Origin of the sequence: Natroniella sp. ANB-PHB2, from assembly GCF_046097105.1 — a bacterium.
Lineage (GTDB): Bacteria > Bacillota > Halanaerobiia > Halobacteroidales > Halobacteroidaceae > Natroniella.
The window spans coordinates 1,231,157-1,257,613 of record NZ_CP175562.1; the positions used below are offsets into that span (position 1 = coordinate 1,231,157).

The 26,457-nt window shown below is 36.0% G+C and carries 21 protein-coding genes, 10 tRNA genes and 3 rRNA genes; 2 read left to right on the top strand and 32 right to left on the bottom strand.

Annotated elements, in window-relative coordinates:
* Positions 1-247 precede the first annotated feature (247 nt).
* Positions 248-1,492, top strand: coding sequence for a sporulation integral membrane protein YlbJ (gene ylbJ, locus ACKF5P_RS06130; protein WP_408954345.1), 1,245 nt, complete (start codon positions 248-250; stop codon positions 1,490-1,492).
* 39 nt (positions 1,493-1,531) lie between these two features.
* Here ylbJ and coaD read toward each other — a convergent pair whose 3' ends face one another.
* From coaD to ACKF5P_RS06165, 7 genes are all read right to left on the bottom strand, one after another.
* On the bottom strand, positions 1,532-2,029 hold the full coding sequence (gene coaD, locus ACKF5P_RS06135) for a pantetheine-phosphate adenylyltransferase (protein WP_408954346.1): 498 nt from the start codon (positions 2,027-2,029) through the stop codon (positions 1,532-1,534).
* A 2-nt stretch (positions 2,030-2,031) separates the two neighbouring features.
* Positions 2,032-2,580, bottom strand: coding sequence for a 16S rRNA (guanine(966)-N(2))-methyltransferase RsmD (rsmD, locus tag ACKF5P_RS06140; RefSeq protein WP_408954347.1), 549 nt, complete (start codon positions 2,578-2,580; stop codon positions 2,032-2,034).
* A 77-nt stretch (positions 2,581-2,657) separates the two neighbouring features.
* A complete protein-coding gene (gene recG / locus ACKF5P_RS06145; protein ID WP_408954348.1) occupies positions 2,658-5,168 on the bottom strand; it encodes an ATP-dependent DNA helicase RecG in 2,511 nt (836 codons plus the stop codon).
* Between the two features lie 85 nt (positions 5,169-5,253).
* Positions 5,254-6,099 carry a DegV family protein gene (locus tag ACKF5P_RS06150; RefSeq protein ID WP_408954349.1) on the bottom strand — a complete coding sequence of 282 codons (846 nt, stop codon included), beginning with the start codon at positions 6,097-6,099 and terminating at the stop codon, positions 5,254-5,256.
* A gap of 12 nt (positions 6,100-6,111) precedes the next feature.
* Positions 6,112-7,755 carry a DAK2 domain-containing protein gene (locus tag ACKF5P_RS06155; protein WP_408954350.1) on the bottom strand — a complete coding sequence of 548 codons (1,644 nt, stop codon included), beginning with the start codon at positions 7,753-7,755 and terminating at the stop codon, positions 6,112-6,114.
* Positions 7,745-8,113: an Asp23/Gls24 family envelope stress response protein gene (locus ACKF5P_RS06160; protein WP_408954351.1), complete on the bottom strand. Its 369-nt coding sequence runs from the start codon at positions 8,111-8,113 to the stop codon at positions 7,745-7,747. The genes ACKF5P_RS06155 and ACKF5P_RS06160 overlap by 11 nt, the downstream gene beginning before the upstream one ends.
* 27 nt (positions 8,114-8,140) lie before the next feature.
* Positions 8,141-8,341: a DUF1858 domain-containing protein gene (locus tag ACKF5P_RS06165; protein ID WP_408954352.1), complete on the bottom strand. Its 201-nt coding sequence runs from the start codon at positions 8,339-8,341 to the stop codon at positions 8,141-8,143.
* Between the two features lie 167 nt (positions 8,342-8,508).
* Between ACKF5P_RS06165 and rpmB the strand changes: the two genes are divergently transcribed.
* Positions 8,509-8,739: a 50S ribosomal protein L28 gene (rpmB, locus tag ACKF5P_RS06170; protein ID WP_408954353.1), complete on the top strand. Its 231-nt coding sequence runs from the start codon at positions 8,509-8,511 to the stop codon at positions 8,737-8,739.
* 122 nt (positions 8,740-8,861) lie between these two features.
* Here rpmB and ACKF5P_RS06175 read toward each other — a convergent pair whose 3' ends face one another.
* The 25 genes from ACKF5P_RS06175 to ACKF5P_RS06295 form a co-directional block, all read right to left on the bottom strand.
* Positions 8,862-9,047, bottom strand: a complete 186-nt coding sequence (locus ACKF5P_RS06175) for a hypothetical protein (protein ID WP_408954354.1) — start codon at positions 9,045-9,047, stop codon at positions 8,862-8,864.
* Between the two features lie 471 nt (positions 9,048-9,518).
* Positions 9,519-10,160 (bottom strand): helix-turn-helix domain-containing protein, encoded by a 642-nt coding sequence (locus ACKF5P_RS06180; RefSeq protein ID WP_408954355.1) that lies wholly within the window; start codon positions 10,158-10,160, stop codon positions 9,519-9,521.
* Positions 10,161-10,374: 214 nt separating this feature from the next.
* Positions 10,375-10,803, bottom strand: a complete 429-nt coding sequence (ndk, locus tag ACKF5P_RS06185) for a nucleoside-diphosphate kinase (RefSeq protein WP_408954356.1) — start codon at positions 10,801-10,803, stop codon at positions 10,375-10,377.
* 74 nt (positions 10,804-10,877) lie between these two features.
* Positions 10,878-12,881, bottom strand: coding sequence for an ATP-dependent helicase (locus ACKF5P_RS06190; RefSeq protein ID WP_408954357.1), 2,004 nt, complete (start codon positions 12,879-12,881; stop codon positions 10,878-10,880).
* A 39-nt stretch (positions 12,882-12,920) separates the two neighbouring features.
* Positions 12,921-14,285: an MATE family efflux transporter gene (locus ACKF5P_RS06195; RefSeq protein WP_408954358.1), complete on the bottom strand. Its 1,365-nt coding sequence runs from the start codon at positions 14,283-14,285 to the stop codon at positions 12,921-12,923.
* Between the two features lie 134 nt (positions 14,286-14,419).
* A complete protein-coding gene (locus tag ACKF5P_RS06200; RefSeq protein WP_408954359.1) occupies positions 14,420-15,112 on the bottom strand; it encodes a TVP38/TMEM64 family protein in 693 nt (230 codons plus the stop codon).
* Positions 15,113-15,367: 255 nt separating this feature from the next.
* Positions 15,368-15,619, bottom strand: coding sequence for a hypothetical protein (locus tag ACKF5P_RS06205; RefSeq protein WP_408954360.1), 252 nt, complete (start codon positions 15,617-15,619; stop codon positions 15,368-15,370).
* 146 nt (positions 15,620-15,765) lie between these two features.
* Positions 15,766-16,371, bottom strand: a complete 606-nt coding sequence (locus ACKF5P_RS06210) for a polyprenyl synthetase family protein (RefSeq protein ID WP_408956631.1) — start codon at positions 16,369-16,371, stop codon at positions 15,766-15,768.
* 5 nt (positions 16,372-16,376) lie between these two features.
* Positions 16,377-16,739: a polyprenyl synthetase family protein gene (locus ACKF5P_RS06215; protein ID WP_408954361.1), complete on the bottom strand. Its 363-nt coding sequence runs from the start codon at positions 16,737-16,739 to the stop codon at positions 16,377-16,379.
* 135 nt (positions 16,740-16,874) lie between these two features.
* A tRNA-Pro gene (locus tag ACKF5P_RS06220) sits at positions 16,875-16,951 on the bottom strand.
* 5 nt (positions 16,952-16,956) lie between these two features.
* A tRNA-Gly gene (locus tag ACKF5P_RS06225) sits at positions 16,957-17,033 on the bottom strand.
* Positions 17,034-17,142: 109 nt separating this feature from the next.
* A tRNA-Met gene (locus ACKF5P_RS06230) sits at positions 17,143-17,218 on the bottom strand.
* Positions 17,219-17,265: 47 nt separating this feature from the next.
* Positions 17,266-17,341, bottom strand: a tRNA-Lys gene (locus ACKF5P_RS06235).
* A 93-nt stretch (positions 17,342-17,434) separates the two neighbouring features.
* Positions 17,435-17,510: transfer RNA gene (locus tag ACKF5P_RS06240), tRNA-Ala, on the bottom strand.
* Positions 17,511-17,586, bottom strand: a tRNA-Thr gene (locus ACKF5P_RS06245).
* Positions 17,587-17,590: 4 nt separating this feature from the next.
* A tRNA-Asp gene (locus ACKF5P_RS06250) sits at positions 17,591-17,667 on the bottom strand.
* Between the two features lie 55 nt (positions 17,668-17,722).
* Positions 17,723-17,798 (bottom strand) — tRNA-Val (locus ACKF5P_RS06255).
* A 148-nt stretch (positions 17,799-17,946) separates the two neighbouring features.
* Positions 17,947-18,022 (bottom strand) — tRNA-Glu (locus ACKF5P_RS06260).
* A 102-nt stretch (positions 18,023-18,124) separates the two neighbouring features.
* Positions 18,125-18,199, bottom strand: a tRNA-Gln gene (locus tag ACKF5P_RS06265).
* Between the two features lie 14 nt (positions 18,200-18,213).
* A 5S ribosomal RNA gene (rrf, locus tag ACKF5P_RS06270) occupies positions 18,214-18,330 on the bottom strand.
* Positions 18,331-18,583: 253 nt separating this feature from the next.
* Positions 18,584-21,543 (bottom strand): 23S ribosomal RNA (locus tag ACKF5P_RS06275).
* Positions 21,544-21,730: 187 nt separating this feature from the next.
* A 16S ribosomal RNA gene (locus tag ACKF5P_RS06280) occupies positions 21,731-23,255 on the bottom strand.
* Together the 16S, 23S and 5S rRNA genes with 10 tRNA genes alongside form the textbook arrangement of a ribosomal RNA operon.
* Positions 23,256-23,831: 576 nt before the next feature.
* Entirely contained in the window at positions 23,832-24,404 is a 573-nt protein-coding gene (locus ACKF5P_RS06285) for a TetR/AcrR family transcriptional regulator (protein WP_408954362.1), read from the bottom strand.
* Between the two features lie 66 nt (positions 24,405-24,470).
* The gene (locus ACKF5P_RS06290) at positions 24,471-25,646 is read right to left on the bottom strand and encodes a hypothetical protein (protein WP_408954363.1); all 1,176 of its coding nucleotides are present in this window, start codon (positions 25,644-25,646) and stop codon (positions 24,471-24,473) included.
* A gap of 28 nt (positions 25,647-25,674) precedes the next feature.
* Positions 25,675-26,448 (bottom strand): outer membrane lipoprotein-sorting protein, encoded by a 774-nt coding sequence (locus ACKF5P_RS06295; RefSeq protein ID WP_408954364.1) that lies wholly within the window; start codon positions 26,446-26,448, stop codon positions 25,675-25,677.
* Positions 26,449-26,457: the final 9 nt, after the last annotated feature.

Sequence of the window (26,457 nt, forward strand, 5' to 3'; positions counted from 1 at the left end):
AACAATAGGGCCAACACCATTAGTATTCCAGGCTTAATAAGTTTGTTGCTTTAATCAAGGCTTTGCAGGAGGAGGAGGTTATTTATGAAAAAAACTATTGTAATAGGAACTTCTCCTAAATTGCAATAATAATTGAACTAATTTTATTTAAAAGAATTTACTCAGCTTCAATCAAACTATTTAAGTAATATTATTAATAACGATAAAATATTATTAGGTAAGTACTTACTACAAGGGAGGGAATCTTTTGGAAACAGAGCTCAATAAAAAAATCATAAATCTCAAAGCCTTAATTGCAATCTTTGTCACTATTTCATTGGTTATTTACTCAGAGCAGGCATTCGAAGCAGCAGTTAATGGCTTACATACTTGGTGGGAGATCGTCTTCCCTGCCTTATTACCATTCTTTATCATCGCCGAAATCTTAATGGGGTTAGGTGTAGTTCATTTTATAGGTGCCTTATTAGAACCGCTAATGCGACCAATTTTTAAGGTTCCGGGGATTGGAGCTTTTGCCGTAGCTATGGGCCTAGCCTCTGGCTATCCAATCGGGGCCAAAATCACAGGAAAGTTAAGACGAGAAAAGCTATGTACTCAGGTGGAAGGAGAACGCCTAGTCTCTTTTGCTAATACTGCCGATCCGCTCTTTATGGTTGGTGCAGTAGCTATTGGTATGTTTGGTCAACCAAAACTGGGATTGATTTTAGCATTGGCCCATTATATTTCATGTTTAATGGTTGGTTTTATCTTGCGTTTTTATAACCCTAAGACTGATAATAAAGATGCAGTTCAAAGTCAAATTACTGAAACAAATATATTAAAAAAAGCTTTTAATGAATTATATAAAGCAAGAAGAAGTGACAATCGTCCTTTTGGTCAATTACTTGGAGACTCAATTAGAGAATCTGTCAACACCTTATTGCTAATTGGTGGCTTTATAATTCTTTTTTCTGTTCTAACTGAAATATTAACTTCTATTGGTATTACTAATATACTTACTAGTTTGATCGCTTTTTTTCTTAGGCCATTCGGCTTTGAAAAATCTTTAATCTTACCTATTATCAGTGGATTATTTGAAATTACAAATGGTTCTCATCTTGCTAGTCAATCTAGTGCTCCTTTAGGACAACAGATCATAATTACTAGTGGAATCATTGCCTGGAGTGGTTTTTCAGTCCATGCACAAGTAGCTGCAATGGTGGAAGGAACTGATATTCGACTAAAGCCTTATATCTTTTCTAGAATCTTACATGGTATCTTCGCCAGTATAACTACTTTCCTGCTTCTGAAAAGATTGAATCTAAATCTTGAAAATTTAGTTACAGATGTCACTAACCTTCATGGAGAAATCACATTAACCCTTGGTTACTGGGAGCGTTTTTCTCAAATGTCATTCTTCTTAATCTTACTTCTCAGTAGTTTAATACTACTCTCTTTAATTATCCATATCATCAAAAGAATAACGATAATCTCCTTTCATCATTTTAATTAAAAAAGACCTCCATTCTGGAGGTCAATTTATCTATGAAGCTTAAAAAAGGTGATCTCTTTCTTTCAACTTTTCAAATAACCTATCAACTATAAATTCAGGAACTAAATCTCTAACACAACCTTCAAAACTAGCCACTTCTTTAATCATGCTTGAACTCAAATAAGCATATTCAGTACTGGTCATCATAAATATTGTTTCTATATCTGCATCCAATTTTTTATTCATAGAAGCCATTTGAAATTCCGATTCAAAATCAGAAACCGCTCGTAACCCTCTAACAATCACCTTTGCCTCTTTTTGTTTTAAATAAGTTGTCAATAACCCGGTAAAACAATCTACTTCTACTGAGTCATACTCCTTAACTACCTGCTTAAGCATCTTTACTCTTTCTTCCATATCAAAAAGAGGTCTTTTTCTAGGATTATTGAAGACTGATACAATAACTTTATCAAATACATTATTAGCTCGTTCAATAATATCTAAATGTCCTTTAGTTACTGGATCAAAACTACCTGGATAAACAACTACCTTAGCCATATTTACTTGTCCTCCTCTCGTATAAAACTAATTGCTGCTGTACCATATTCTTTTCTTTTAAAAATATTGTATCCTGCTGATAAATCAAACTCAACTTCTGCATCATGTTCAATTATTATAAAGCCTGTCGGATGTAATAATTTATAATTGTTTATTTCCTCTAACGTTTTGTAATATAAATTTTGCTTTTTGTAAGGCGGATCCATAAAGATCAAATCAAAGTTTGGTTCCAATCGTCCTACAGATTTTGTTACATCCCCTCTAATTACTTTGCTTTGACCTTGATAACCTACCATTGCTAAATTCTCTTCAATAACCTCTATATTTTGTTTATTCTGTTCAATATAAATAACTTCATCTGCCCCTCGGCTCATTGCTTCAATGCCAACTCCACCAAAACCGGCATATAAATCCAAAAACCTTGTCCCAATTATCTCAGGGCCCAAAATATTAAATAATGCTTCTTTTGTTCTATCACTAGTTGGTCTCACATCTTTTCTATCCAATGATTTTAAATTCCTGCCTTTATCTTGTCCAGCAATAATTCTCATTTTATCACTCCATAAGTAAGTTTCCAGTATACAATTGACAATTAAACCCTTTAGTTCTTAAAATCAGATAGCTATTGCTAACTTATGTCAATTAAATCGAAATCATAATCAAAAACTTCAGTTAAAACTCGCTTAAGCAATTGATGTTTCTTTTGGACTAAATTCCGATCTCGTTCAATCAAAGCAAAAGCATCTTCTCTAGCCAACTCCAACAACTTATGATCCCGTAAAATATCAGCAACTTTCAAATCAGGCATCCCATGTTGACGCGTCCCAAAAAACTCCCCTGGCCCACGCAATTGCAAATCTTCTTCAGCAATCACAAAGCCATCATTTGATTTAGTCATGATCTTCATTCTTTCTTGACCTTCTTCAGTTGAAGGATTAGCTATTAAAATACAATAAGATTGATACTTACCTCTACCTACTCTACCACGCAGCTGATGTAGCTGGGCCAACCCAAAACGCTGTGCATCTTCAATTACCATTATCGAAGCATTAGGCACATTAACCCCAACCTCAATTACAGTCGTAGCTACCAAGATATCTACCTTTCCTAATCTAAACTTTTCCATCATCTCTTCTTTAACCTTTGATTTTACCTGTCCATGTAACAACCCAATTTCTAAATTTGGAAAGACCTCTTCTTTTAAATAAACAGCCAATTCAGTAGCAGACTTTATATCCAATTTTTCTGACTCTTCTACTAACGGACAGACAATATAAGCTTGACGGCCTTGTTCAATCTCTTGTCTAATAAAAGAATAGATTCGCTGCCTTGCCTTAGCAGTTCGCCATTCAGTTACAACTGGCTTGCGACCTGGAGGTAGCTCATCAATTACTGACAGATCCAAATCTCCATAGACCGTTAAAGCTAAAGTACGAGGAATCGGCGTTGCTGTCATTACTAAAATATCAGGGTTAGTACCCTTCTCCTGTAATAAAGCCCGTTGTTTAACCCCAAAGCGATGTTGTTCATCAATAATAGCCAATCCTAAGTTAGAGAAATTAACCCCCTCTTGAATCAAAGCATGAGTTCCAATAATAATATCAATCTCTCCTTTTTCAACTCGGGCCAACAACTCCTTCTTTTCTTTATTACTCAAACTCCCTACCAACAGGCCAATCTCTATTCCCAAAGGCTTTAACTCTTCTTTCAAACCTAAATAATGCTGTTCAGCTAAAATCTCTGTCGGGGCCATTAATCCACCCTGAAATCCAGACTGCACCGTCTTCAACAAAGCCAACGTAGCTATTACAGTCTTTCCTGCTCCTACATCCCCTTGTAGCAAACGATTCATCTGCTCTTTTTCTTCCATATCAGCCTCTATTTCAGTCCATGCTTTCTTTTGAGCTGAAGTCAACTCAAAAGGCAATAGATCTAAAAAGTTTTCAATTAATTTATTATTAGTAAGATGCTGAATTCCTAATTTATCAGCTTTAGCTTCCTTTTTTCGCAAAGCTAAACTTAACTGCAAGACAAACAACTCTTCATAAGCAAATCGTTTGCGGGCTTGTCTCAATTTTTCTTTAGAATCAGGAAAATGAATTAAGTGCAATGCCTCCTTAATCCCTATAAAATCATATTTATTTAAAATCTCTTCAGGCAAAAATTCAGGAACATCTGCTAGATACTTATCTAAGCAATTATTAATAATCATCCTTAATCTCTTCTGGCTTACTCCTTTAGTAGCAGGGTAAACCGGTAGAATCTTTCCAGTATGTAAAGGTTCTGTTGAGTCTAATTTTTCATAGTGAGGATTATTAATTTCAAATTGACCATAATTATACTTTACCTCTCCACTAAATAAATAAAGATCTCCCTTATTAAAAACCTTTTTGATATACTTTTGGTTAAACCAGACCCCATATAAAATACCAGTCCCATCACTGATTCCAACCTTAATAATCGTCAATCCTCGTTTAGGTTGAATCTGATCAATCTTGACAACTTTTCCTTGAACAGTAACCTTCAACCCACTATTCAATCGACTGATCTTTTTGCAATCACTCCAATCATTATAGTCACGAGGAAAATAATATAATAAATCCTTAGTACTATCAATACCTAACTTCCTTAATCTTTTGGCCCAATACTCTCCAACTCCTTTAATATATTGAATAGTCTGTTGCCAAAAATCAGGTAGCTTAGTTTTTCTTTTTTCAACTTTAGAATTATTACTCAGCCTTAAATCTTGCTTTTGTTCTCTCTGTTTCTGCTTAGCTAAATTATTATAGACTAAATTAGCATGTTGGGATCTGATTTTAACCAATTTATTCTGCTTTAATTTAAATGCTTCAATCCCTCTTATCCGTTCAGACAATTGATTAACTAACCTAATTGACTCCTTTAACTTTTGTTGGCGATCATCAATGGTTACCTTATCATAATCCTTGAATAAAAAATTTAAATTTTCAGCGATCTCTTTTATCTCATTGCTATCAGCCTTACTTATTAATTTACTAGTCCACTCTAAGATATAAGAATCAAAACCACCAAAAACTGAAGTATTTAAACCTCTCAATTTCATTTCAATTGGTATCGGTTTGATCACCTTTTCAAGTATATCTTCTAGTTTATTATCCATCAAGTCCACCCCACAAGCATCAGCTTACTGTCCTTCCCTACATATTATACCAACTATCCTTAACAATTATCAAATTATTTCAGCCTTATTTCAAAAAAACAATTCCAAAAGGTGTCGGGCCAACATGAGTAGCAATCACTGGGCCAAATTGCATCATATCTACTTCTGCCCACTCAAATTGCTCAACCAAACTCTCTTTTAACTGTTCTGCTTTATCTTTATTCTTTCCATGAAGAAGAATCAACTTACTTCCTTGCTGGCCTTCTAGTTTATCTGCAACTAATTTTTTTAATTCATTATACAATCTACGTTGCCCTCTAACCTTACCACAAGGAGCAACCTCTCCTCCTTTTAAAGTTAAGATTGGCCTTATATTTAACAAATTACCCAAAAAAGCACTAGCCTTGCCAATTCTCCCACCTTTTTCTAAATAACTTAAATCATCAACAGTAAAATAAATCTCTATATCTTCTTTTAGCCTTGGAATCAAATCATCAACTAACTCTTCTACACTACTTCCAGATTTTACTGCATCAGCCACTTCCATAACCATAACTCCCAGCGAAAAAGTAGCAACCTCCGAGTCAACTACTTCAACTTTAACCCCATCCACCATCTCAGCTGCCAAGCGCGCCGCTTCAATTGTTCCACTCAGCTTTTCTGAAAGGTGGATAGAAATTATCTCTTCATAGTCTTCAGCCAATCTTTCATATGCTTCTATAAATTTACCAATAGCTGGTTGAGAAGTTGTCGGTAAACTATCACTTTCTTCAATTATATCTAAAAACTGCTCTGATGTAATATCAATTCTATCCTGATAAGACTCTCCCGCCCAATTAACCTCTAATGGGACCATCGTAATATCATATTTATCCAAGATTTCAATGGTCAAATCTGCTGTACTATCAGTAACTACTACTGTGTTACCCATCATCATTCACTCCTATTCTATAGAAAGAATATAATAATAAATCGGTTGCTTACCATCATAAATCTCAACATCAAAATCATTATACTCCTCTTTTAAACTTGCCATTAATCCTTCCTGCTCCTCCATAGTCACATCTTGACCAGCATAAATAGTAATTAATGAATCACTCTCTATAATCATCTCTGCTAATAAATCAAGTACTACTTGATTAAAGTTTGAACCAACCACCTCAATCTCACCTTCAGCTAAACCTAGAATATCTCCTTCATTAATTTCAGTCTCTTTAATTTTAGTATTCCTGGTAGCATAAGTTATTTCGGCAGTCTTAACAAACTGTAATTCCTCTTCCATCTCTGCACTTACCTCTTCTAGCTTGCCTTCTGGATCAAAAGAAATCATTGCACTTATTCCTTGCGGAATAGTAGTTGTCGAAACTACCTCAACCTCCTTATCTGTCAGCTCTTTAACCTGTTTAGCCGCTGAAATTACATTTTTATTATTAGGCAAGATAATAATCTGTTCAGCTGTTAGTTCTTCAACTCCTTTTAATAAATCCTGAGTACTAGGGTTCATAGTTTGACCACCTTTTAATACATACCCTACTCCAAGACTTTCAAAAATCTCTTTTAAGCCATCACCTGCAGCTACAGCTAAAATTGCTAAACCATCTTCTCTTTCTTCAACTTTTTGATTTACTTCAACATCTTCAATTTCTTGCTTTTTCTGATGCTGATCAGCCATATTATCTATCTTTATTTTGGTTAATTGTCCATACTTCAAGCCTATCTCTAAAACTTTTCCTGGATGCTCAGTATGAATATGAACCTTTAGAATACCATCTGCCTCTACAACCAATAATGAATCCCCATAATCAACTATTAACTCTCTAAAATCATTAACTGCAATTGCAGCATCTTTAATAATGAATTCAGTACAATAACCGAATTCTATTTCCCCCTCAGTAAATACAACCTCTTGTTGCTTATCTTCAAAATCTTGCTGTTGATATTCAACCTTCTCTTCAGCAACAATCCCATATAATAATCCTGTTAAAAATATTTGATAGCCTTTTCCTCCAGCATCTACTACACCAGCTTCTTTTAAAGTATCAAATAATTCTGGAGTCCTCTTAACGCTTTCTTCAGCTTCTTTAATTACTTCTTTTAAGAACTTAACCATATTCGCTTCTTCAGCTATCTGCTCTGCTTTATTACCTACATCTTTAGCCACTGTCAAAATTGTCCCCTCAACAGGTCTCATTACAGCTTGATATGCTTTATCAGCTGCTTGCCCTAAAGCATCCGCTAAAATCTGATTAGTTAATACTTCAGCATTGCCAATTCCATCAGCAAACCCTTTTAATAGCTGGGATAAAATTACTCCTGAATTTCCTCTAGCCCCCATTAAAGCTCCTTTGGCCAACTGATCTGCTAGCTCACCTACTGTCTCAGCCTCACTATTTTCTACATATGCTATTGCATCTGATAAGGTTAGACTCATATTTGTCCCAGTATCACCATCAGGAACTGGAAAAACATTTAAATTATTAAGTTCTTCTTCTGCTTCTTTTAAATAATTCCCAGCTATTATTAACATCTGTTTAAAATCTACTGTATCTAATTGTTCAATATATTTTTTTGAATATTTAGGTAACATTATCAACTCTCACTCCCTGAACATTAATATTAACTTCTAACACATTAACTCCTGTCTTCTCTTTTAAAGTATACTTAACTCTCTCAATTATATTGTTAGCTACTTCTGATATCTTAACTCCATACTCTACAATAATAAATAAATCGACCTTAACCCCTTCATCAATAATTTCTATATTAACACCCTGGCTAAGGTTTTCAGTACCTAACAATTGACTTAAACCATCTTGAATCCCTTGTTTAGCCATACCAACTAACCCATAACATTCCATTGCAGCCAATACAGCTATAACTGAAATAACATCTTTGGAAATATTGATCATTCCCAATTCATTTGATAATTTTTGCTTAGTAGACATTACTATCCCTCCTTTCTTTTGACATATTTAATTATTATCTTCTAACTTCTTTAATTCAATTAGTAATTCTTCTAAATTAACTTGATTAATCTCTGCTACTATCTCTAAGCTATCTGAACTAGCTCCTACACACCTAGCACAATCCAAATTATACATTGCCAAAACTTCATTCGCTGCTGGATAGTGCTGTACCAGTTCTAAAATAGAAGTCTGTTTAGTAATTTTCATTTTCTCCCTCCTACTCTAACTATTATTCAATAAATCTTAATAAAAACCTTCTTAATATAACAAAATACCAGATTATACTTGCTTGTTACCTGCTATTTATGTTAAAATATTTAAGTGGTTATATTGGTGTTTATTATAAATTGATATAGATTAAGGAGGTGCAAATAATGGCAAGGTTCTGTGAAGTATGCGGCAAAGGTTCTAATAAAAGTAATGCAGTTACTCGTAGAGGTAAAGCTAAAAAAGAAGGTGGAGTAGGTCGTAATGTAACAGGTCGTTCTAGAAGAACCCAAAAACCTAACTTACAAAAAGTTAAAGCTATTGTTGAGGGTTCTCCAAAAAGGATTAAGGTCTGTACTTCTTGTTTAAAAGCAGGAAAGGTAGAAAGAGCATATTAAAAAAAGAAGGGCCAACTTGGCCCTTCTTTTTAATTATTAAGTAAATACTTTTTTAGAAATTATAGATGTTTTTTAATTTTACTCTTTTTAAATCAGTACTTAGCCTCACACTTACCCTCACGCTATGACGACAGGTTTTTTACTTCATCTTCTTTAATTAAACAAGATAAAGGAGCTATCGTCATTAAAGGTAGTTCTATTGCTTCTAAAGTTGCTCTTTGCTCAATAATATAAGTCACTTCATAAGTCAAACATTCCAACTGATCCTTGATCTGAACTAGATCACCAACTTCAATCATAGATTTCATTAAACCCAGTCTTAAATGTATAGATAAACAATACCATTAATCTACAATTGATAGTTAAAACCTTTAAAACATCTTTGTTTTAAGAATTATCTTTAATTATCAATTGTAAATTCTCTTTATTATAACTTGTTTATCTAGGTAAAAAAGACTAGTTCCCCCCTTTTTTTAAATGAATTTCGTTTGTTATATTATATTCTATATAAAACCAAATAATAACTAGTATTAAGGGGATCGATAGATTAGTTTAATATATAATTTTCTAATTGACCTGCTTTTTATTGATATAATGTGTCACTTTTCGTTCGTAAAAGAATGTATTTTTGTAGGGGCAGGTCTCTGTGCCTGCCCCTACAAATATCATTTCTACCCGCCAAATCAAAAGTGCCACATTATTGTAATAAAACTTAACTTTAAGATCAAAAACCACCTTAAAATTAACATATGTAATTAAAGAACGTAAATTTACTAAGGTTAATATTCCGACTTAGAAATACCCTTCCCAATCCAATCAATCAAGTGCTTACGGCTAAAATGCCACTGCCTACCCAATTTTCTTCCTGGTACTTGATACTTTTTAAGTATCTCGGTTAAGGTTCTAGTACTGACCCCTAATAATTCACTTGCTTCTTTAAAGTCTAAGATATCCTTATTCATTACCTCCCTATCCTCTAATTTCTTATATAAGTTGTATTCAGATAATTCTAATTGATAGACAAAAACTTCTCTTAACCTCTTTTTGCAGTCATACTGTAACTCTTTGTTGATACTACTCAACTCTGCCTTACCTAGATACTTATACTCATCCGTATCTAATTTAATAAAAGTGTAGATTGGAGAAGGCTTAATTAAGTAATTACTTAAAGCCAAATTACCACCAGTCAATTCCTGTTCACCCTCTAACCCTTCAGCTGTATAATAAAAGAAATCTTCTTTTAAGCGATCATGATAAGGATTTGTCTTTTTCCAGTTACTTAAATCTGAAAATAAAACTATATAGCCTGGATTCTCTGCTGTTCCAGTATATTTAATCCCCCTACTAGTATTAACTTTTAACTTCTTATAAATACTCTCTTGAGAATATACTTCTTCTACAACTAAATCAGCTTCATTCACCTTATTACCTCCTAAAATTTGCTTTTATCCTATTATATCAATTAATTACTTTTATTGTCAATTGATTTCGTTCCTTTTCTGCTAACTTGCTATTAAGTCTGAGGTTAAGGTTAAGGTTGAGTTTAAGCCAACCATTAAAACATACCTCATTAGCTTTTATTTAAACCTAATCTTAATCCCCTATGAAATAGAAAAAACTGAGCTTAAAATAAGCTCAGTCTCTATAAGTATAAATTTCATCTGCATCAAAATATAAATCAATCTCCCTTTTAGCACTTTCATTACTATCTGAAGCATGTACAATGTTACCAGAATCTAAATTCAAAGCAAAATCTCCTCTAATAGTACCTGGTTTAGCTTCAATGGGATCAGTTGCTCCATTCAAATTTCTAATAATTTGAATAGCTTCTTCTCCTGCAATTACCATTGCTACTATTGGAGCTTCAGTTATGTATGAGATTAAATCATCAAAAAAAGATTTCCCTTGATGCTCTTGATAATGAGTTGTTGCTAACTTTTCATCCATCCACATCATCTTCATAGCTTGTATCTCCAATCCTTTAGCTTCAAATCTAGCTATAACCCTACCAATCTTATGATTCAATACTCCATCAGGCTTAATTAATACTAATGATTGTTCCATCCTTAATCCCTCCATTCTCTCTCAGTTATTTATAAATTGAAAACTAACATAACTATAACTCTTCTCCTTTTAAATTATAATTGATGGTTATGAATAACTTCTAATATTAGATCAGTTGGAAGTTCATCTAAAAAGCGAGAAGAAATCATATTCTTAGTCTCGCCAAACTGCTGACGCTGTCGAGTATGACTGATAAATAATCTATTTTCAGCTCGAGTCATTGCTACATAAGCTAACCGTCTTTCCTCCTCTATATCTTCAATCAACCCACTCTTAATACTACGTCGATGGGGAAAGACCTCTTCTTCCATTCCAACTATAAAGACAGCAGAAAACTCCAATCCTTTAGAAGCATGTACAGTCATCATCTTAACCTGATTTGATTGATCCAAATCATCTTGATCAGATAATAATTTCAAATCCCTAACAAAATCATCTAACTTCCGAGCTGGATTCTTTTGTTGATAATTCTCTGCTAAAACTAAAAACTGATTTAAATTATCCAACCTATTTAGAGCTGTCTCTGAACCATCTAACTCCAACATTGCCTGATAACCACTGGTCTTTAAAATCTGATCAACCTGTTCAGGAATAGATAGACTGGACTCTTTGATGGCTATTACCTCTTTTAAGTCCTTATAAAATGCTCTTATCTTCGCTGCTGTCTTTTTACCTATTCCTGGTACATCCGTTGGATCTTCCATTATATCGAATAACCCTAAACTCTCATCCTCTTGATTAAAACTTAATAAATTAAATTCTGGTACATATTCTTGGGCGTGTTTAATTAGTTTATCCAAAGTTTTAGCTCCAATTCCCCGTTTAGGAACATTAACAATTCGTTTCATAGCAATTGTATCTTGAGGATTAACTGCCACCTTTAAATAACTTATAACATCTTTAATCTCTTTACGATCATAAAACCCAAGTCCTCCTACAATATAATAAGGAATTCTCTTTCTAATAAATGCTTCTTCTAACACCCTAGATTGATGATTAGAACGATACAAAATAGCAATATCATTATACTTATACCCACTAAATCTAACTAAGTTGTCAATCTCCTCTGTTATATAATCTGCTTCGGCATACTCATTAGCTGCCTCACAAATAACAACTGGCTCCCCTTCAGCATTAGAAGTCCAAACTTCTTTATTAAATTGCTGATTATTACAAGTAATTAAAGCATTAGATGCATTAATAATATTGGCTTTAGAGCGATAATTCTGCTCCAATTTAATTGTCTTACATTCAACAAAATCATCTGCAAAACTGAGAATATTATTCATATCAGCCCCACGAAATTTATAAATACTCTGAAAATCATCGCCAACCACAAAGATATTATTCTGCTTTTTAGCTAACAATTGGGCCAACCGATACTGAATCGGCGAAGTATCTTGATACTCATCGATCAACAAATACTCAAACTTGTTCTGATACTTTGCCAATACTTCTTCATACTCTTCAAATAACTGTATCACTTTAGTTAATAAATCATTAAAATCAAAAGCATTATTATCCTGTAATACTTCATTATACTTTTGATAGATATCAACAATGTTTTGATAATACTCCTCGCTCCCGTTACCTACCTCTTGGTATCTGGTTAATAATTCATCTTTAGCCCACAACTTTAATTTAGCTTTATTAATTAGTTTTAAAATAATCTTAGGGTCATACTTTTCCTGATCTAAATTAAAACTCAAAATAATATCAGCAATCAAGCTCTTACTCTCATCTTGATCATAAATCACAAACCCTGATTCGTACCCTAATTTTTTTAAATTCTGACTCAAAATTCGCACACAAATACTATGAAAAGTACCCATCCACATCTGATCAGGCATCTCTCCTAATAACTCTTTAACCTTTCTTTTCATATCTTGAGCTGCCTTATTAGTAAAGGTCAAGGTCAATATATTGGCTGGGTTAACCCCTTGATCAATTAAATAAGCAACTCGATAAGTTAAAGCTCTTGTCTTGCCACTACCTGCAGCAGCTAAGACTAAGACTGGCCCTTCAGTCGTTGTAACTGCTTCTTGTTGTTTAGTATTTAAGTCCATTGACAAATTCATACTATTATTCCTCCTAGATTCAAATAATTAAGCTGGTTACTATATTTTAATCCCAATCCACTTTTCAGTTCTGAAATATAAATAAAAAACTATTGCTATTATTGTAAAAACAATATTTTGACCAATATAAAGGCCCACTAAACCCCAATCAGTATGATTGACCACAAGATAAGTCATTGGAACAAGCAATCCCCACATCCTAAATACAGTAATTAACATCACCATCCATGTATCACCTGCTCCTCTTAAAGCACCTGAATAAACAATTAATACAGCAATCGGCACTTGCAAAATTCCTGCTAATCGTAAAGGTAAGATAGCTGTTTGAATTACTTCAGGTTCACTGATAAAGATCCTAACCAACTGATAAGGAGCAATAACAAATATGATTCCCAAAAATAAGGCCAAAGCTGCTCCACATAAAACAGATAAGTTACCACTTCTAACAGCATTATCTTCATCTTCTGCTCCTAAGTATTGACCAACCAAAGTAGTCGTCGCCAAAGAAATTCCGAAAACGGGCATAAAAGAGATCGACTCTAATCTAACTATAATAGCATAGACTGAATACTCTATTGTTCCTAGCATAACAGTCAGATAGTGTAAAGCAATAAAAGAACTCTGCATTGCTAGCTGTTCTAATGCTGCTGACCAACTTATCTTCCATAGTTTCTTAATCAAGCTCAATTTGATCTTGAACCAACGCAGAACTAATCTAATCTGCTTATCACCTTTAAAAGCAATTGCAGTAAAGATAGCAGCTCCTACAACCCGTGATAAAGTAGTTGAAATAGCAGCTCCTCTAATTCCTAACTCAGGAAAAAATCCAATTCCAAAAATCAATAACCAATTACCTAAAATATTAACTACATTAATTGCTCCATTGACCACCATTGGGGTAGTAGTATCCCCAACCCCTCGAAAAGAACCACTCAATGATAGCGTAAGTAACATAAATAATTGACTATAAATTATAACCTCTAAATAATCAAACGTTATATCTAATACCTTCTGCTCCACTGGAAATAAAGAAATTATCTCTTTGTAGAATAGATACATAAAACCAGTTAAAAGAAATCCAATAATTATATTTAGCATATAAGACTGACTAGCAACACGGTTGGCCTTATTTTTAGAACCAGCACCAATATAACGGGAAACAACAGCAGTTGTTCCCACATTAAAAGCTGAAAATATAAATACAATCGGAAATACAATTTGATTAGCTAAATTAACAGCAGCTAGACCTTCTGCTCCAATCCCCTGCCCTACCATAATTGTATCCGCTAGACCAACCAAAGTATTCATAAACATTTCAATCATTGCTGGAGTTGCTAACAGCATAATCTTTTTTATAAATTGATTCGTTGTTAATTTTTTCTGATTTAAACAGATTTCAATCATAATCACCCTTTTTCAACTTTATAGTTTTATTAATACTTTTTTATACTCTATTATTTACAAGTTTTTAAACATTAATCTTCTAAATATATATTTAAGTTTTCTCTTTTCATTCTTTGCTCTCCCTCCTTTATAAACTAATTCGATCCCTTCTTTTCTTTTGATAAGTATTCTTCTACCTTAAAAACCTTACTAATTAAAAAATAAAAAAACAGTATAAAAATTAATCCCCCAACAATGAGTCCATAATTTTCTTTTACAATCAACCCCTCTTCAACAATAAAACCACTGATCACAGTTAAAAATGCCACTTTAGGTAAGATTCCAAGTAGAGATAATATACTGTAAACAGAAAATTTAATTTCAGTTAAACCATAAGCATAATTCTGTAAATTTATCGGAATTATAGGAAGTAGACGTGTTATTAATAATAACCGATATCCATAGTCCTCAAACCATAACTCCATTTTAGAAACTAACCCCTTCTTTTCTAGCCAATCCGTAATAAAATCCCTAGCAAAGTATCTAGCAATCAAAAACGATGCACTTGCTCCTAACCCAAAACCAATTAATACAAAAACTGCCCCAAAAAATGGACCAAAAGCAAGACCTCCCACTAACATAAAGAAAGGATTAGGTAAAAAGATAATCATAGCCATAGTATACATAACAATAAAAAAAGCAGGTGCTAACCAGCCCCATCCTGTTATCCATTCATTAAAAGCTATTAATTTAGTTACGTCTTGATAATCAAACAATTCTAATTGATACCCAATAACTAGCCCTAACAAGATTATAAAAATCAAAAATAGCCACCTTTTATCTAACACTTTATCACCTCACAGAAATTTCTTGAATCAAACTAATGACTTAAATATTTTATCACACTTTTTCCGATTTTTAAAATATCATCAGTAATTATTATAGTAAAAAGCAGCCAAATGGCTGCTTTTTACCCAACTATTATTTGTTTTTTACTAGCCTCTATTAAATTTATGATCTCTTCTAACTAGTTTATCTAAATCAAAACTTATTATCATAACTACTTAGTAGATATTTAACTTAAATTAAATTAATAGGTCTGATTAACCAATAAACCTTAACTCTGCTTTACTATTTAAGACTGTAATTACATTCATCTTATCCCCTTCCAGTTGACATACGAATATAACTCCACGGTGTTCTCTAATTTCTCGCTCCCCTTTGGCAAAGCCAATTAACCTACTCCTTTTCACTCCTTCAACTATATTGTGAATTGCTTTATGACGACTGATCGATTTTTGTCGCTCTTGATACCTTTCAATTGCATGATCAGTAGCATAAATATAATAATTCACATTAAACACCTCCTTATAGAATATATATTCAACGTTCAACCTAAATATTTAATTTAGTTATTCCAATTTTAGTTAATTTATTCCACGAAAAATTTACTTGCTTTTAATCAGTTGTCAAATAGAAAAACCTACTAAAATTAGTAGGTTTAGGAATTAAGCTCTATATTATTTAATAAAAAATCAATTATATAATTAAGGCTCTTTGTAGTTGATGACTTAGAAAAATAATCAAGTTCTTCCTTGGCTAATAGGGCAAAATGCTCCATCATACTGTAAGCGTATTCTAGAGAAGAATCATTCACAGTACAATAATTAAGTTCCTGTATAATCTCAGTAATCGCCCTTGGCCCTAAAGTTATATCACTTACTTCCATATCAATCTTTTGGTTTAAGCTATGTATTAAAGGCAACGTTAAAGTATCTTGCTGTTGATTATTCTCAACTGAATAATCCATTTTATCTGTATTATTAGTAAAAGCTAAAATATCATTATTTATTTGATAAATAATCCCCAAGTATTTACCATAGTTTTCTAAATGAACTATTCCTTCTTCAGTAACTCCACTTAGAATTCCTCCAACTTTACAACTACAAGCACTCAATGCTGCTGTTTTTAATTCGATCTTCTTTAAGTAAGCATCTTCTGTTAAATCAAAATAATCTCTTTTTTCTTCCTCTTCTAATATTTCTTGCACCAATTTAAACATAGTAATAGTGATTTCAGATAAAACGCTTTCCTTCTGCCCACTTATTTCCTCTAAACAACTAGCAAAAAAAAATCACCCATTATCACTGAAATATTATCATTCCATTTAGAATTTGTACTTTTCTGCTTCCGTCTTAATAGATTATTATCTATAATCTCATTATGAAATAAATTAGCTAAATATAAAGATTCAACTCCTGTAGCTACCTTAATCAAATCAGTAGTACACTGCTTTGGCCCAAGTTGGCCCGTTAATAACAATAATAATGCCATAAAGAAATTTCCTTCCGCTAGCTTTAAATGCTCTAACACTTCCAATAATAATTCATTTTCTAGAGTTAAACCTTTCGAATTTAATCGTGATTTAATCAACCCCAATTCATCGCTAAATTCTTCCTTTAATTCTGTAAACATAAACTTTCCAGCCCCCTATAATAACTCAGCTAAACATAAGAAATATAATAATATTATTATATTTCTTATTGAGGCTTTTATACTATTAAAATAAAAAAAGCTGTACATTAAAAAGTACAGTTTCTAAAAATAAAATGGTCGGAGCAGCAGGATTTGAACCTGCGACCCCCTGGTCCCAAACCAGGTGCGCTACCAAACTGCGCCATGCTCCGATAATTGGAGCGGGAAACCGGACTCGAACCGGCGACACCCAGCTTGGAAGGCTGGTGCTCTAGCCAACTGAGCTACTCCCGCATATTATTATTAACTATTCATTGCTTTTAATTGCTTGCACTTATACAAGCACTACTATCATAAAACATTTTGGTTGCACTTCTGCAAGTACCACAATTATAAAATATTTTGGTTGCGGGGGATGGATTCGAACCAACGACCTCCGGGTTATGAGCCCGACGAGCTACCAGCTGCTCTACCCCGCGACAAAAGTTCACTTAATAAATAATATTCAGTATTCATTGCTTTTAAATGGTGAGCCATGGAGGAGTCGAACCTCCGACACCCTGATTAAAAGTCAGGTGCTCTACCAGCTGAGCTAATGGCCCTTAAAAACATTTAATGCTTAATATTTAACTATTTTGCGACGACCTCGATGGTCTATGCCAAAATCCACCTTGCGTTTTATTAATCGAAGATTTTGGTGGAGATAGTCGGGATCGAACCGACGACCTCCGCCTTGCAAGGGCGGCGCTCTCCCAGCTGAGCTATATCCCCTGGAGCTAGCGACCGGAGTCGAACCGGTGACCTGCTGATTACAAGTCAGCTGCTCTACCAGCTGAGCTACGCTAGCACAATGGCGAGGACGACGAGACTTGAACTCGCACTCTCCGGCGTGACAGGCCGGCGTGTTAACCAATTACACCACGTCCCCACAGAAAAAACATTTAATATTAAATATTTAACATTCATTATTCAATGAAGTTAAATGGTGGGCGAAACAGGGCTCGAACCTGTGACCCCCTGCTTGTAAGGCAGGTGCTCTCCCAACTGAGCTATTCGCCCTTACTAATTTACAATGAACAATTAAATTCATTTGATGACCTTCAATTGTCAATTGTTTTTTTGATGCCTCTTCATAGCTGAAGCAAATCTATCTCTTTTATTAAATAAATTGCTTAGCTTTAGCTTAATAACTTTAATTTGGTTATATTGGCACCCCCAAGGGGATTCGAACCCCTGTCGCCAGGATGAAAACCTGGTATCCTAGGCCACTAGACGATGGGGGCGTACCTAGCTGTCAGCTTTTAGCTTTCAGCTATCAACCAAAACCTTAAATTGTTAAGACCTTGGCTGATAACTGACAACTGATTGCTAATAGCTAAAATAAATGGCTGGGATGGCTGGATTCGAACCAGCGAATACAGGAGTCAAAGTCCTGTGCCTTACCGCTTGGCGACATCCCAATAGTTCATATTAATTCTGGCAGCGACCTACGCTCCCACAAGGCTGCCCCTGCAGTACCATCGGCGCTGGAGGACTTAACTGCTGTGTTCGAAATGGAAACAGGTGTTACCCCTCCGCAATTACCACCAGAATCTTGTTCAATTAATAATTAATATCTAACATTGAACAATTAAGTTCTTCAAGTGCTTTTGACTTTAATTATTAACTATTCAATATTCAATGCTTATTTTAAGCTTGTCTCAATTCAACAATTAATATCTTAACATTTTCATTCTTCTTTGTCAAGAACTTTTTAAATAAATAAATTTCTAAGTTCTTTAACTATTCAGCATTCAGTATTAAATGCTTTATTATACATTCAAAACTGCACAATAGATATATTCTAGATTAAGCCCTCGATCTATTAGTACCAGTCAGCTGAAGATGTTGCCACCCTTATACCTCTGGCCTATCTACCTGATAGTCTATCAGGGATCTTACTAGATTCACTCTATGGGATATCTTATCTCAAGGTCAGCTTCACGCTTAGATGCTTTCAGCGTTTATCAAATCCGTACTTAGCTACCCAGCAATGCCTTTGGTAGACAACTGGTACACCAGAGGTACGTCCATCCCGGTCCTCTCGTACTAGGGACAGCTCCCTTCAAATATCCTACGCCCACGACGGATAGGGACCGAACTGTCTCACGACGTTCTGAACCCAGCTCGCGTACCGCTTTAATTGGCGAACAGCCAAACCCTTGGAACCTGCTTCAGCTCCAGGATGCGACGAGCCGACATCGAGGTGCCAAACCTCCCCGTCGATGTGAACTCTTGGGGGAGATAAGCCTGTTATCCCCGGGGTAACTTTTATCCGTTGAGCGACGGCAATTCCATGCTCTACCGTCGGATCACTAAGCCCTACTTTCGTACCTGCTCGAGTTGTAGCTCTTGCAGTCAAGCTCCCTTCTGCCTTTACACTCTACGTGCGATTTCCGACCGCACTGAGGGAACCTTGGGGCGACTCCGTTACTCTTTAGGAGTCGACCGCCCCAGTCAAACTGCCCATCTGAAACTGTCCCAACACTGGATTACAGTGCATGGTTAGAATTCCGGCACATTAAGAGTGGTATCCCACTTAAGGCTCCTTCGACACTAGCGTGCCGAGTTCATTGCCTCCCACTTATGCTGTACATAATGTACCAAAATCCAATATCAGACTACAGTAAAGCTCCACGGGGTCTTTCCGTCCTGTCGCGGGTAACCTGCATCTTCACAGGTAATACAATTTCACCGAGACCTTCGTTGAGACAGTGCCCAAGTCGTTGCGCCATTCGTGCAGGTCGGAACTTACCCGACAAGGAATTTCGCTACCTTAGGACCGTTATAGTTACGGCCGCCGTTTACTGGGGCTTAAGTTCTGCGCTTCAGCTTATGCCTAACACTTCCCCTTGACCTTCCAGCACCGGGCAGGCGTCAGCCCCTATACATCGACTTACGTCTTAGCAGAGACCTGTGTTTTTGGTAAACAGTCGCTTGGGCCTGGTTATTGCAACCTCTTCGAGCATACACCCTAATGAGGTACCCCTTCTCCCGAAGTTACGGGGTTATTTTGCCGAGTTCCTTAACGAAGGTTCTCTCGCGCGCCTTAGAATACTCTTCTAGTCTATCTGTGTCAATTTGCGGTACGGTTACCTCTTATCTGGTTAGAGATTTTTCTTGGCAGTGTAAAGTCAACTACTTCGCCTCCGTAGAGACTCCTGGTCACACCTTAAAGTTAATGACGACCCGGATTTACCTAAGTCATCCTTCTTAATGTTTCAACCTGACATACCGTTGCCAGGCTAGCCTATCTTCCTGCGTCATCCCATCACTCATAGTGATAAGGAGGTAGCATTGGAATTTTAACCAATTTTCCATCGCCTACGCCTTTCGGCCTCGGCTTAGGATCCGGCTTACCCTGAGCGGACGAGCCTTCCTCAGGAAACCTTAGACTTACAGCGAATAGGATTCTCACCTATTTTATCGTTACTCATACCGACATTATCTCTTCTATACTGTCCACAGCTCCTTCCGGTACTGCTTCAACCTATATAGAATGCTCCTCTACCATTGGTTATACCAATCCGTAGTTTCGGTGATGGACTTTAGCCCCGTACATTTTCAGCGCAAGATCACTCGACCAGTGAGCTATTACGCACTCTTTAAATGAATGGCTGCTTCTAAGCCAACATCCTGGTTGTCTATGCAATCTCACATCCTTTACCACTTAGTCCATACTTTGGGACCTTAACTGACGGTCTGGGTTGTTTCCCTCTCGACTATGAAGCTTATCCCACATAGTCTGACTCCCAAGCTTAATAAGATGGCGTTTGGAGTTTGACTGGATTCAGTAACTCTATAAAGCCCTTAGTCCAATCAGTGCTCTACCGCCAAATTATAACACTTGAGGCTAGCCCTAAAGCTATTTCGAGGAGAACCAGCTATCTCCGAGTTCGATTGGCCTTTCACCCCTATCCACAACTCATCCCATGGCTTTTCAACGCCAACGCAGTTCGGACCTCCACACGTTCTTACACGTGCTTCATCCTGGTCATGGATAGATCACTCGGTTTCGGGTCTATGACCTGCAACTTTCGCCTTTTAAGACTCGCTTTCGCTACGGCTTCACCTTCTTTGGCTTAACCTTTCGCTACAGATCATAACTCGTCGGTTCGTTATGCAAAAAGCACGCCATCAGACTTTAACGTCCTCTGACTGCTTGTAGGCACACGGTTTCAGATTCTATTTCACTCCCCTCCCGGGGTTCTTTTCATCTTTCCCTCACGGTACTGGTTCACTATCGGTTGTCAGGAAGTATTTAGCCTTAGGAGATGGTCCTCCTTGCTTCCCACGAGGTTTCTCGTGTCTCATGGTACTCAGGATACTATCTAGTCAACTCCAATTTTCACCTACAGGGCTATTACCTTCTGTGGCGTAGCTTTCCAGCTACTTCGATTAACTGAAGCTTATCCTATGACCTTTTTATGGTAAGGTCTGATAGTCCTACTACCCTGTAATAGCAATGCCCATAAGCTTGACACTATTACAGTTTGGGCTGTTCCCCTTTCGCTCGCCGCTACTTAGGGAATCGCTTTTGCTTTCTCTTCCTCGGGTTACTAAGATGTTTCAATTCACCCGGTTCCCTTCTTAAGGCTATTTATTAACCTTAAGATGATATGGGATTATCCATACCTGGTGCTCCTATTAGGACATCCTTGAGTCATCACTTGTTTGCAGCTCATCAAGGCTTTTCGCAGCTTGCCACGTCCGTCTTCGGCTCCTGACACCTAGGCATCCACCGTGCGCCCTTACTAACTTAATCTAGACGCACTATCTATTGTGCAGTTTTCAAAGTACAAATTTTAAGTCTGAGGCTGAGTTTAAGTTTTAGTCAAGACAAGAACTAAGTTCTTACTTAGCCTTTAAACTTGAACTTAGACTTAGTTTCAGTCTCTCAAAACTAAACAATGCAAGTTCCAACTACGACTAGAGTTGAAATAACTCCTTAGAAAGGAGGTGATCCAGCTGCACCTTCCGGTACGGCTACCTTGTTACGACTTCACCCCCCTTACCAGGCACACCTTCGGCGTCCTTAGACGACTTCTGGTGCCCCCAACTCGGGTGGTGTGACGGGCGGTGTGTACAAGGCCCGGGAACGTATTCACCGTGGCATTCTGATCCACGATTACTAGCGACTCCAGCTTCATGCAGGCGAGTTGCAGCCTGCAATCCGAACTGAGATCTGCTTTTCAGGATTTGCTAAACCTTGCGGTATCGCTTCCTTCTGTACAGACCATTGTAGCACGTGTGTAGCCCAGAACATAAGGGGCATGATGACTTGACGTCATCCCCACCTTCCTCCGCGTTTTTCCGCGGCAGTCTCCTTAGAGTCCCCACCTTGACGTGCTGGCAACTAAGGACAGGGGTTGCGCTCGTTGCGGGACTTAACCCAACATCTCACGACACGAGCTGACGACAGCCATGCACCACCTGTCTTCGTGTAGTCCAAAGGACTATACCCTGCTTTCACAGGTAGTCACGGGATGTCAAGTTCTGGTAAGGTTCTTCGCGTTGCTTCGAATTAAACCACATGCTCCGCCGCTTGTGCGGGCCCCCGTCAATTCCTTTGAGTTTCAACCTTGCGGTCGTAATCCCCAGGCGGGATACTTAATGCGTTAACTCCGGCACCGAGGGGGTCGAACCCCCAACACCTAGTATCCAGCGTTTACGGCTAGGACTACCGGGGTATCTAATCCCGTTTGCTCCCCTAGCTTTCGTACCTCAGCGTCAGGTATAAGATAGAAAGTTGCCTTCGCCATTGATGTTCTTCCTAATATCTACGTATTTCACCACTACACTAGGAATTCCACTTTCTTCCCTTATCCTCAAGTCTAGTAGTTTCAAAGGCAGTTCACCGATTGAGTCGGTGGATTTCACCTCTGACTTACTAGACCGCCTGCGTACCCTTTACGCCCAATGATTCCGGACAACGCTTGCCCTCTACGTATTACCGCGGCTGCTGGCACGTAGTTAGCCAGGGCTTCCTTTAAAGGTACCGTCAACCCTAACTGTTATTCACAATTAAAGTATTCTTCCCTAAAGACAGAGCTTTACGATCCGAAGACCTTCTTCACTCACGCGGCGTTGCTCCGTCAGACTTTCGTCCATTGCGGAAGATTCCCCACTGCAGCCTCCCGTAGGAGTCTGGGCCGTGTCTCAGTCCCAGTGTGGCCGATCACCCTCTCAGGTCGGCTACCCATTGTTGCCTTGGTGAGCTGTTATCTCACCAACTAGCTAATGGGACGCGGGCCAATCTTTAAGTGATAGCATAAAAGCCATCTTTGCTCCGAAAGGAGTTTATCCGGTATTAGCTTCCTTTTCAAGAAGTTATCCCAGTCTTAAAGGTATGTTCCCACGCGTTACTCACCCGTCCGCCGCTTTACTCACTACCCGAAGGTAGCTTTCTCGCTCGACTTGCATGTGTTAAGCACGCCGCCAGCGTTCGTCCTGAGCCAGGATCAAACTCTCAATTAAAGTTTATATCATGTGCAAAAGCACATTGATTACGAGTTTGACTAGCTCTTCTTGCTTAGTTGAAACATTGCATTGTTTAGTTTTCAAAGACCGAATTGCTTGTTCAATTTTTCTGTCACTTTCTCAAGCGACAATTAATATAATATCAAATTCACTCTTGTCTGTCAAGAACTTTTCTGAAATCTTTTTTGTCGCTGATCTTTTTTTGCGACAACATCGAGTAGTATATCACTCTACTTCAAGCTTGTCAAGAAAAATTTAAAACTTTTCTCCCTTGACTAGCATAACTAATAATTTAACATATTAGGTCAAACTTGTCAAGAAGAGATTAAATTCCTATATCTCTTGCAAGCGACAATTAATAGAATAACATTTATAGATTATAATGTCAAGCATTTTATTTATTTAATATACTAACCTTAAACAACCTCTGATATTCTATCAAATATATTATTTACTCTTCCAACTACTCTCCTTTATTAACTCCACACATTTTTAATATCAACTTCTTCATTACTTCCCCTTACCAATTTATATCTTCATCGGATTCATTTTTAATAAAAAACACTTTAGAATCTAAGGTTTTAACAACCCAGAAAAATAAATTTCCATAATATCTTCCTTAATCTCATCAATTAAAAATTCTTCGCTAAACATAACCCAATGTAAAACATTAATATTAACCGCACCAATTAATGAAACTGCTGCAGTTTCAACATTTAAATCTTTAAACTTACCCTGATCAATACCTTCTTTAATAATATCTTCAATTATTACAGTATGTAGTTCTCTAATCTTTTTAATATGTTTTTCAAAGCTATCTTTATGTCCCCATATCTCTCTAATTAAGTACTTACCATAATCATAATATTGACTATAAAACTCTAATTTTGTCTCAATAATTACTTCTAGCTTATTTATAGGATTATCCAAATTTTCAATCCTGACTTTTATTCTATCAGTCAATCGTTTAATCCCAAGTTCAACTAATGAATGGCTTAAATCTTCTTTATTCTCAAAATAACGATAGATTGTCCCCTTACCAACCCCTGCCTCCTTAGCAATCTCTTGTACAGTTGTATTACTTACTCCTTGATGAGAAAACTTCTTAATTGCTGCCTTAATAATTCTTTCTTTTTTAGGATGCATAACTAACAACTCCTTTTAATCTGAATAGGGTTGGCAAAGTAGCCAACCCTTTGAACTTCTTTTAAGTTAAAAATTAACATTTAAACGAGTATAGATACTATTTGAACCTAAACTATCTCCAAAAGAGAAACCTTCCAATTCATCATCAATATCAATATCAACTATTTTAGCACCAAGTTGCAACTCTATTGAATCAACTAAAGAATGATTATATTGTGGCTTAATCATATATGAACCACTCTCTAAGTCATAAAGTGTTGTAAACTCGACTTCATGAAAGTCAAAGGCTGGCTTAGAAAAGTAAAGATTTAAAGCTTGAATTTCTGGCTCTTGTTCTACTCTTTCGCCCCGATAATAAAACTGGCCAACTAGGTAGAGATCATTATCAAAATTATAATCTGCACCTACAACTAAATTTAGTGTATCATCATAATAGTCTTCACTATATATATTATACACAATTTCCGACCAAATTCCAATATCTTTTACATCCCCAATCAAGTCAAATCCTAACTTGTTAACCTCTGGATACTCTAATAATAGATTTTCGTCATTATCTGCTCCAATCATTGACGGTAACAAATCATAACCATGATAAGCACTTAATGAGATATCATAACCTTTAAATCCACGATTAGTAAGCTTAGCCCCTGCTTGAATATCACTTAATTCATTTTCTATATCATTAGCTGAATCATCAAAAGATAGTTTTTCAGTTGATAATTCTTTAGCAAATTTGTCTGCTATTTTCTCTGTTTCTTCCAAATCCCCATTACCTTTAAAGAAAGGAGCTACTACTCCACTAATTTCTAAACCACCTGCTGTATAATAAGTACTCTTAACTGCCCTAACAGCTAAGTTTTCATCAATTAGATCGAATGCTTTTAAATTTTGAGGATTAAAATAACTTGTAGGATTTAACTTATAGCCACTACCCCAGTTAATCTCCTGTTTACCTAATCGCCAATCACTATTCATCGTATAATAATTTAGATATGCTTCGTTAATTCTAACTTCATTCTCATAATTCTCATGTAATAAAAAACCTAAATCAACCTTCATATCAGCATCAAAACCAAAGTCATCTTCTATAATTAAATTAAACTCTGTCTTACCATCTAATTCTTCTTCATCAATATCAACTGTAAGATGACTATCTAAGGAACCAGAAACCTCAGCAGCAAAACCCATCGTTGTAAAGGTCAATAATAAAACTAAAGTTAACAAAATAACCTTTCTCATCTTTACCCCTCCTGTTTTTTTGTTATTATTAGTATCTTCTTAAGTTCCTAGTAGTAAATGTTCTTGAATCTAAATCTTCATCATAGATAATATCATCTAAGAACAAAACTGTCTTTGTTTCATTTTGAACATCTTCCATCGTTATTTGGTCAGCTGTCCAGTAACCATCAATCTGTTTGATATCTTCATTAATTAAAACTTTTTCTAATTCTTCATCTTGATCATAAAACTCAACTCTTTCTGGGAACCAGTTACTTTTAGTAACCCACATTTTACCATAAGAATAGTCTATATCATCATCAGTTGGAACTATCTTTAAGATATATTCATCCTCTTTCTCTTCTAAGATAGTAGCATCATAATCATCTTCATAGCTACCACCTCCAAGTAATGAAAGATCATTATAAGTAAAGTCTGTTCCTACAAAGCTACCATTTCTTTGACTACCAGCAATTCTTCTTACATTACCAAGAGCCGGCATGAATAAGTACATGTCGTCATCATCACTATCTTTTTCATCTAACGATAAAAAGGCAGTTCCTTCTACACTAGCAGGCTCAGAAAAACGAATTAAAGACTTATCCTTATTTGCCCCTTCCATTCTTTCAATCTTAAGTCTTCTTTCTCTTACTCTTCCACCACTATGAAGTTCCATCTGCATCTCAATTTGTGAAGTAGTAGCACTAATCGATTCTTCTACCTTATCTAAAATATCATTTCCAGTTAACTCTGCTGATACTACACCTGATAGACTAAACACCAATAAAGAAATTAACAAAAAACTTAACAGATCCTTCTTCATAAATTATCC

What these genes read in the sequence shown, in the direction of transcription:
- coaD (WP_408954346.1), bottom strand. Translation starts at nt 2,029, where the DNA reads ATGGCTAAGGTAGTTGTTTATCCAGGTAGTTTTGATCCAGTAACTAAA.
- rsmD (WP_408954347.1), bottom strand. Translation starts at nt 2,580, where the DNA reads ATGAGAATTATTGCTGGACAAGATAAAGGCAGGAATTTAAAATCATTG.
- recG (WP_408954348.1), bottom strand. Translation starts at nt 5,168, where the DNA reads ATGGATAATAAACTAGAAGATATACTTGAAAAGGTGATCAAACCGATA.
- ACKF5P_RS06150 (WP_408954349.1), bottom strand. Translation starts at nt 6,099, where the DNA reads ATGGGTAACACAGTAGTAGTTACTGATAGTACAGCAGATTTGACCATT.
- ACKF5P_RS06155 (WP_408954350.1), bottom strand. Translation starts at nt 7,755, where the DNA reads ATGTTACCTAAATATTCAAAAAAATATATTGAACAATTAGATACAGTA.
- ACKF5P_RS06160 (WP_408954351.1), bottom strand. Translation starts at nt 8,113, where the DNA reads ATGTCTACTAAGCAAAAATTATCAAATGAATTGGGAATGATCAATATT.
- ACKF5P_RS06165 (WP_408954352.1), bottom strand. Translation starts at nt 8,341, where the DNA reads ATGAAAATTACTAAACAGACTTCTATTTTAGAACTGGTACAGCACTAT.
- rpmB (WP_408954353.1), top strand. Translation starts at nt 8,509, where the DNA reads ATGGCAAGGTTCTGTGAAGTATGCGGCAAAGGTTCTAATAAAAGTAAT.
- ACKF5P_RS06175 (WP_408954354.1), bottom strand. Translation starts at nt 9,047, where the DNA reads ATGAAATCTATGATTGAAGTTGGTGATCTAGTTCAGATCAAGGATCAG.
- ndk (WP_408954356.1), bottom strand. Translation starts at nt 10,803, where the DNA reads ATGGAACAATCATTAGTATTAATTAAGCCTGATGGAGTATTGAATCAT.
- ACKF5P_RS06190 (WP_408954357.1), bottom strand. Translation starts at nt 12,881, where the DNA reads ATGAATTTGTCAATGGACTTAAATACTAAACAACAAGAAGCAGTTACA.
- ACKF5P_RS06195 (WP_408954358.1), bottom strand. Translation starts at nt 14,285, where the DNA reads ATGATTGAAATCTGTTTAAATCAGAAAAAATTAACAACGAATCAATTT.
- ACKF5P_RS06215 (WP_408954361.1), bottom strand. Translation starts at nt 16,739, where the DNA reads ATGTTTACAGAATTAAAGGAAGAATTTAGCGATGAATTGGGGTTGATT.
- ACKF5P_RS06285 (WP_408954362.1), bottom strand. Translation starts at nt 24,404, where the DNA reads ATGCATCCTAAAAAAGAAAGAATTATTAAGGCAGCAATTAAGAAGTTT.
- ACKF5P_RS06290 (WP_408954363.1), bottom strand. Translation starts at nt 25,646, where the DNA reads ATGAGAAAGGTTATTTTGTTAACTTTAGTTTTATTATTGACCTTTACA.
- ACKF5P_RS06295 (WP_408954364.1), bottom strand. Translation starts at nt 26,448, where the DNA reads ATGAAGAAGGATCTGTTAAGTTTTTTGTTAATTTCTTTATTGGTGTTT.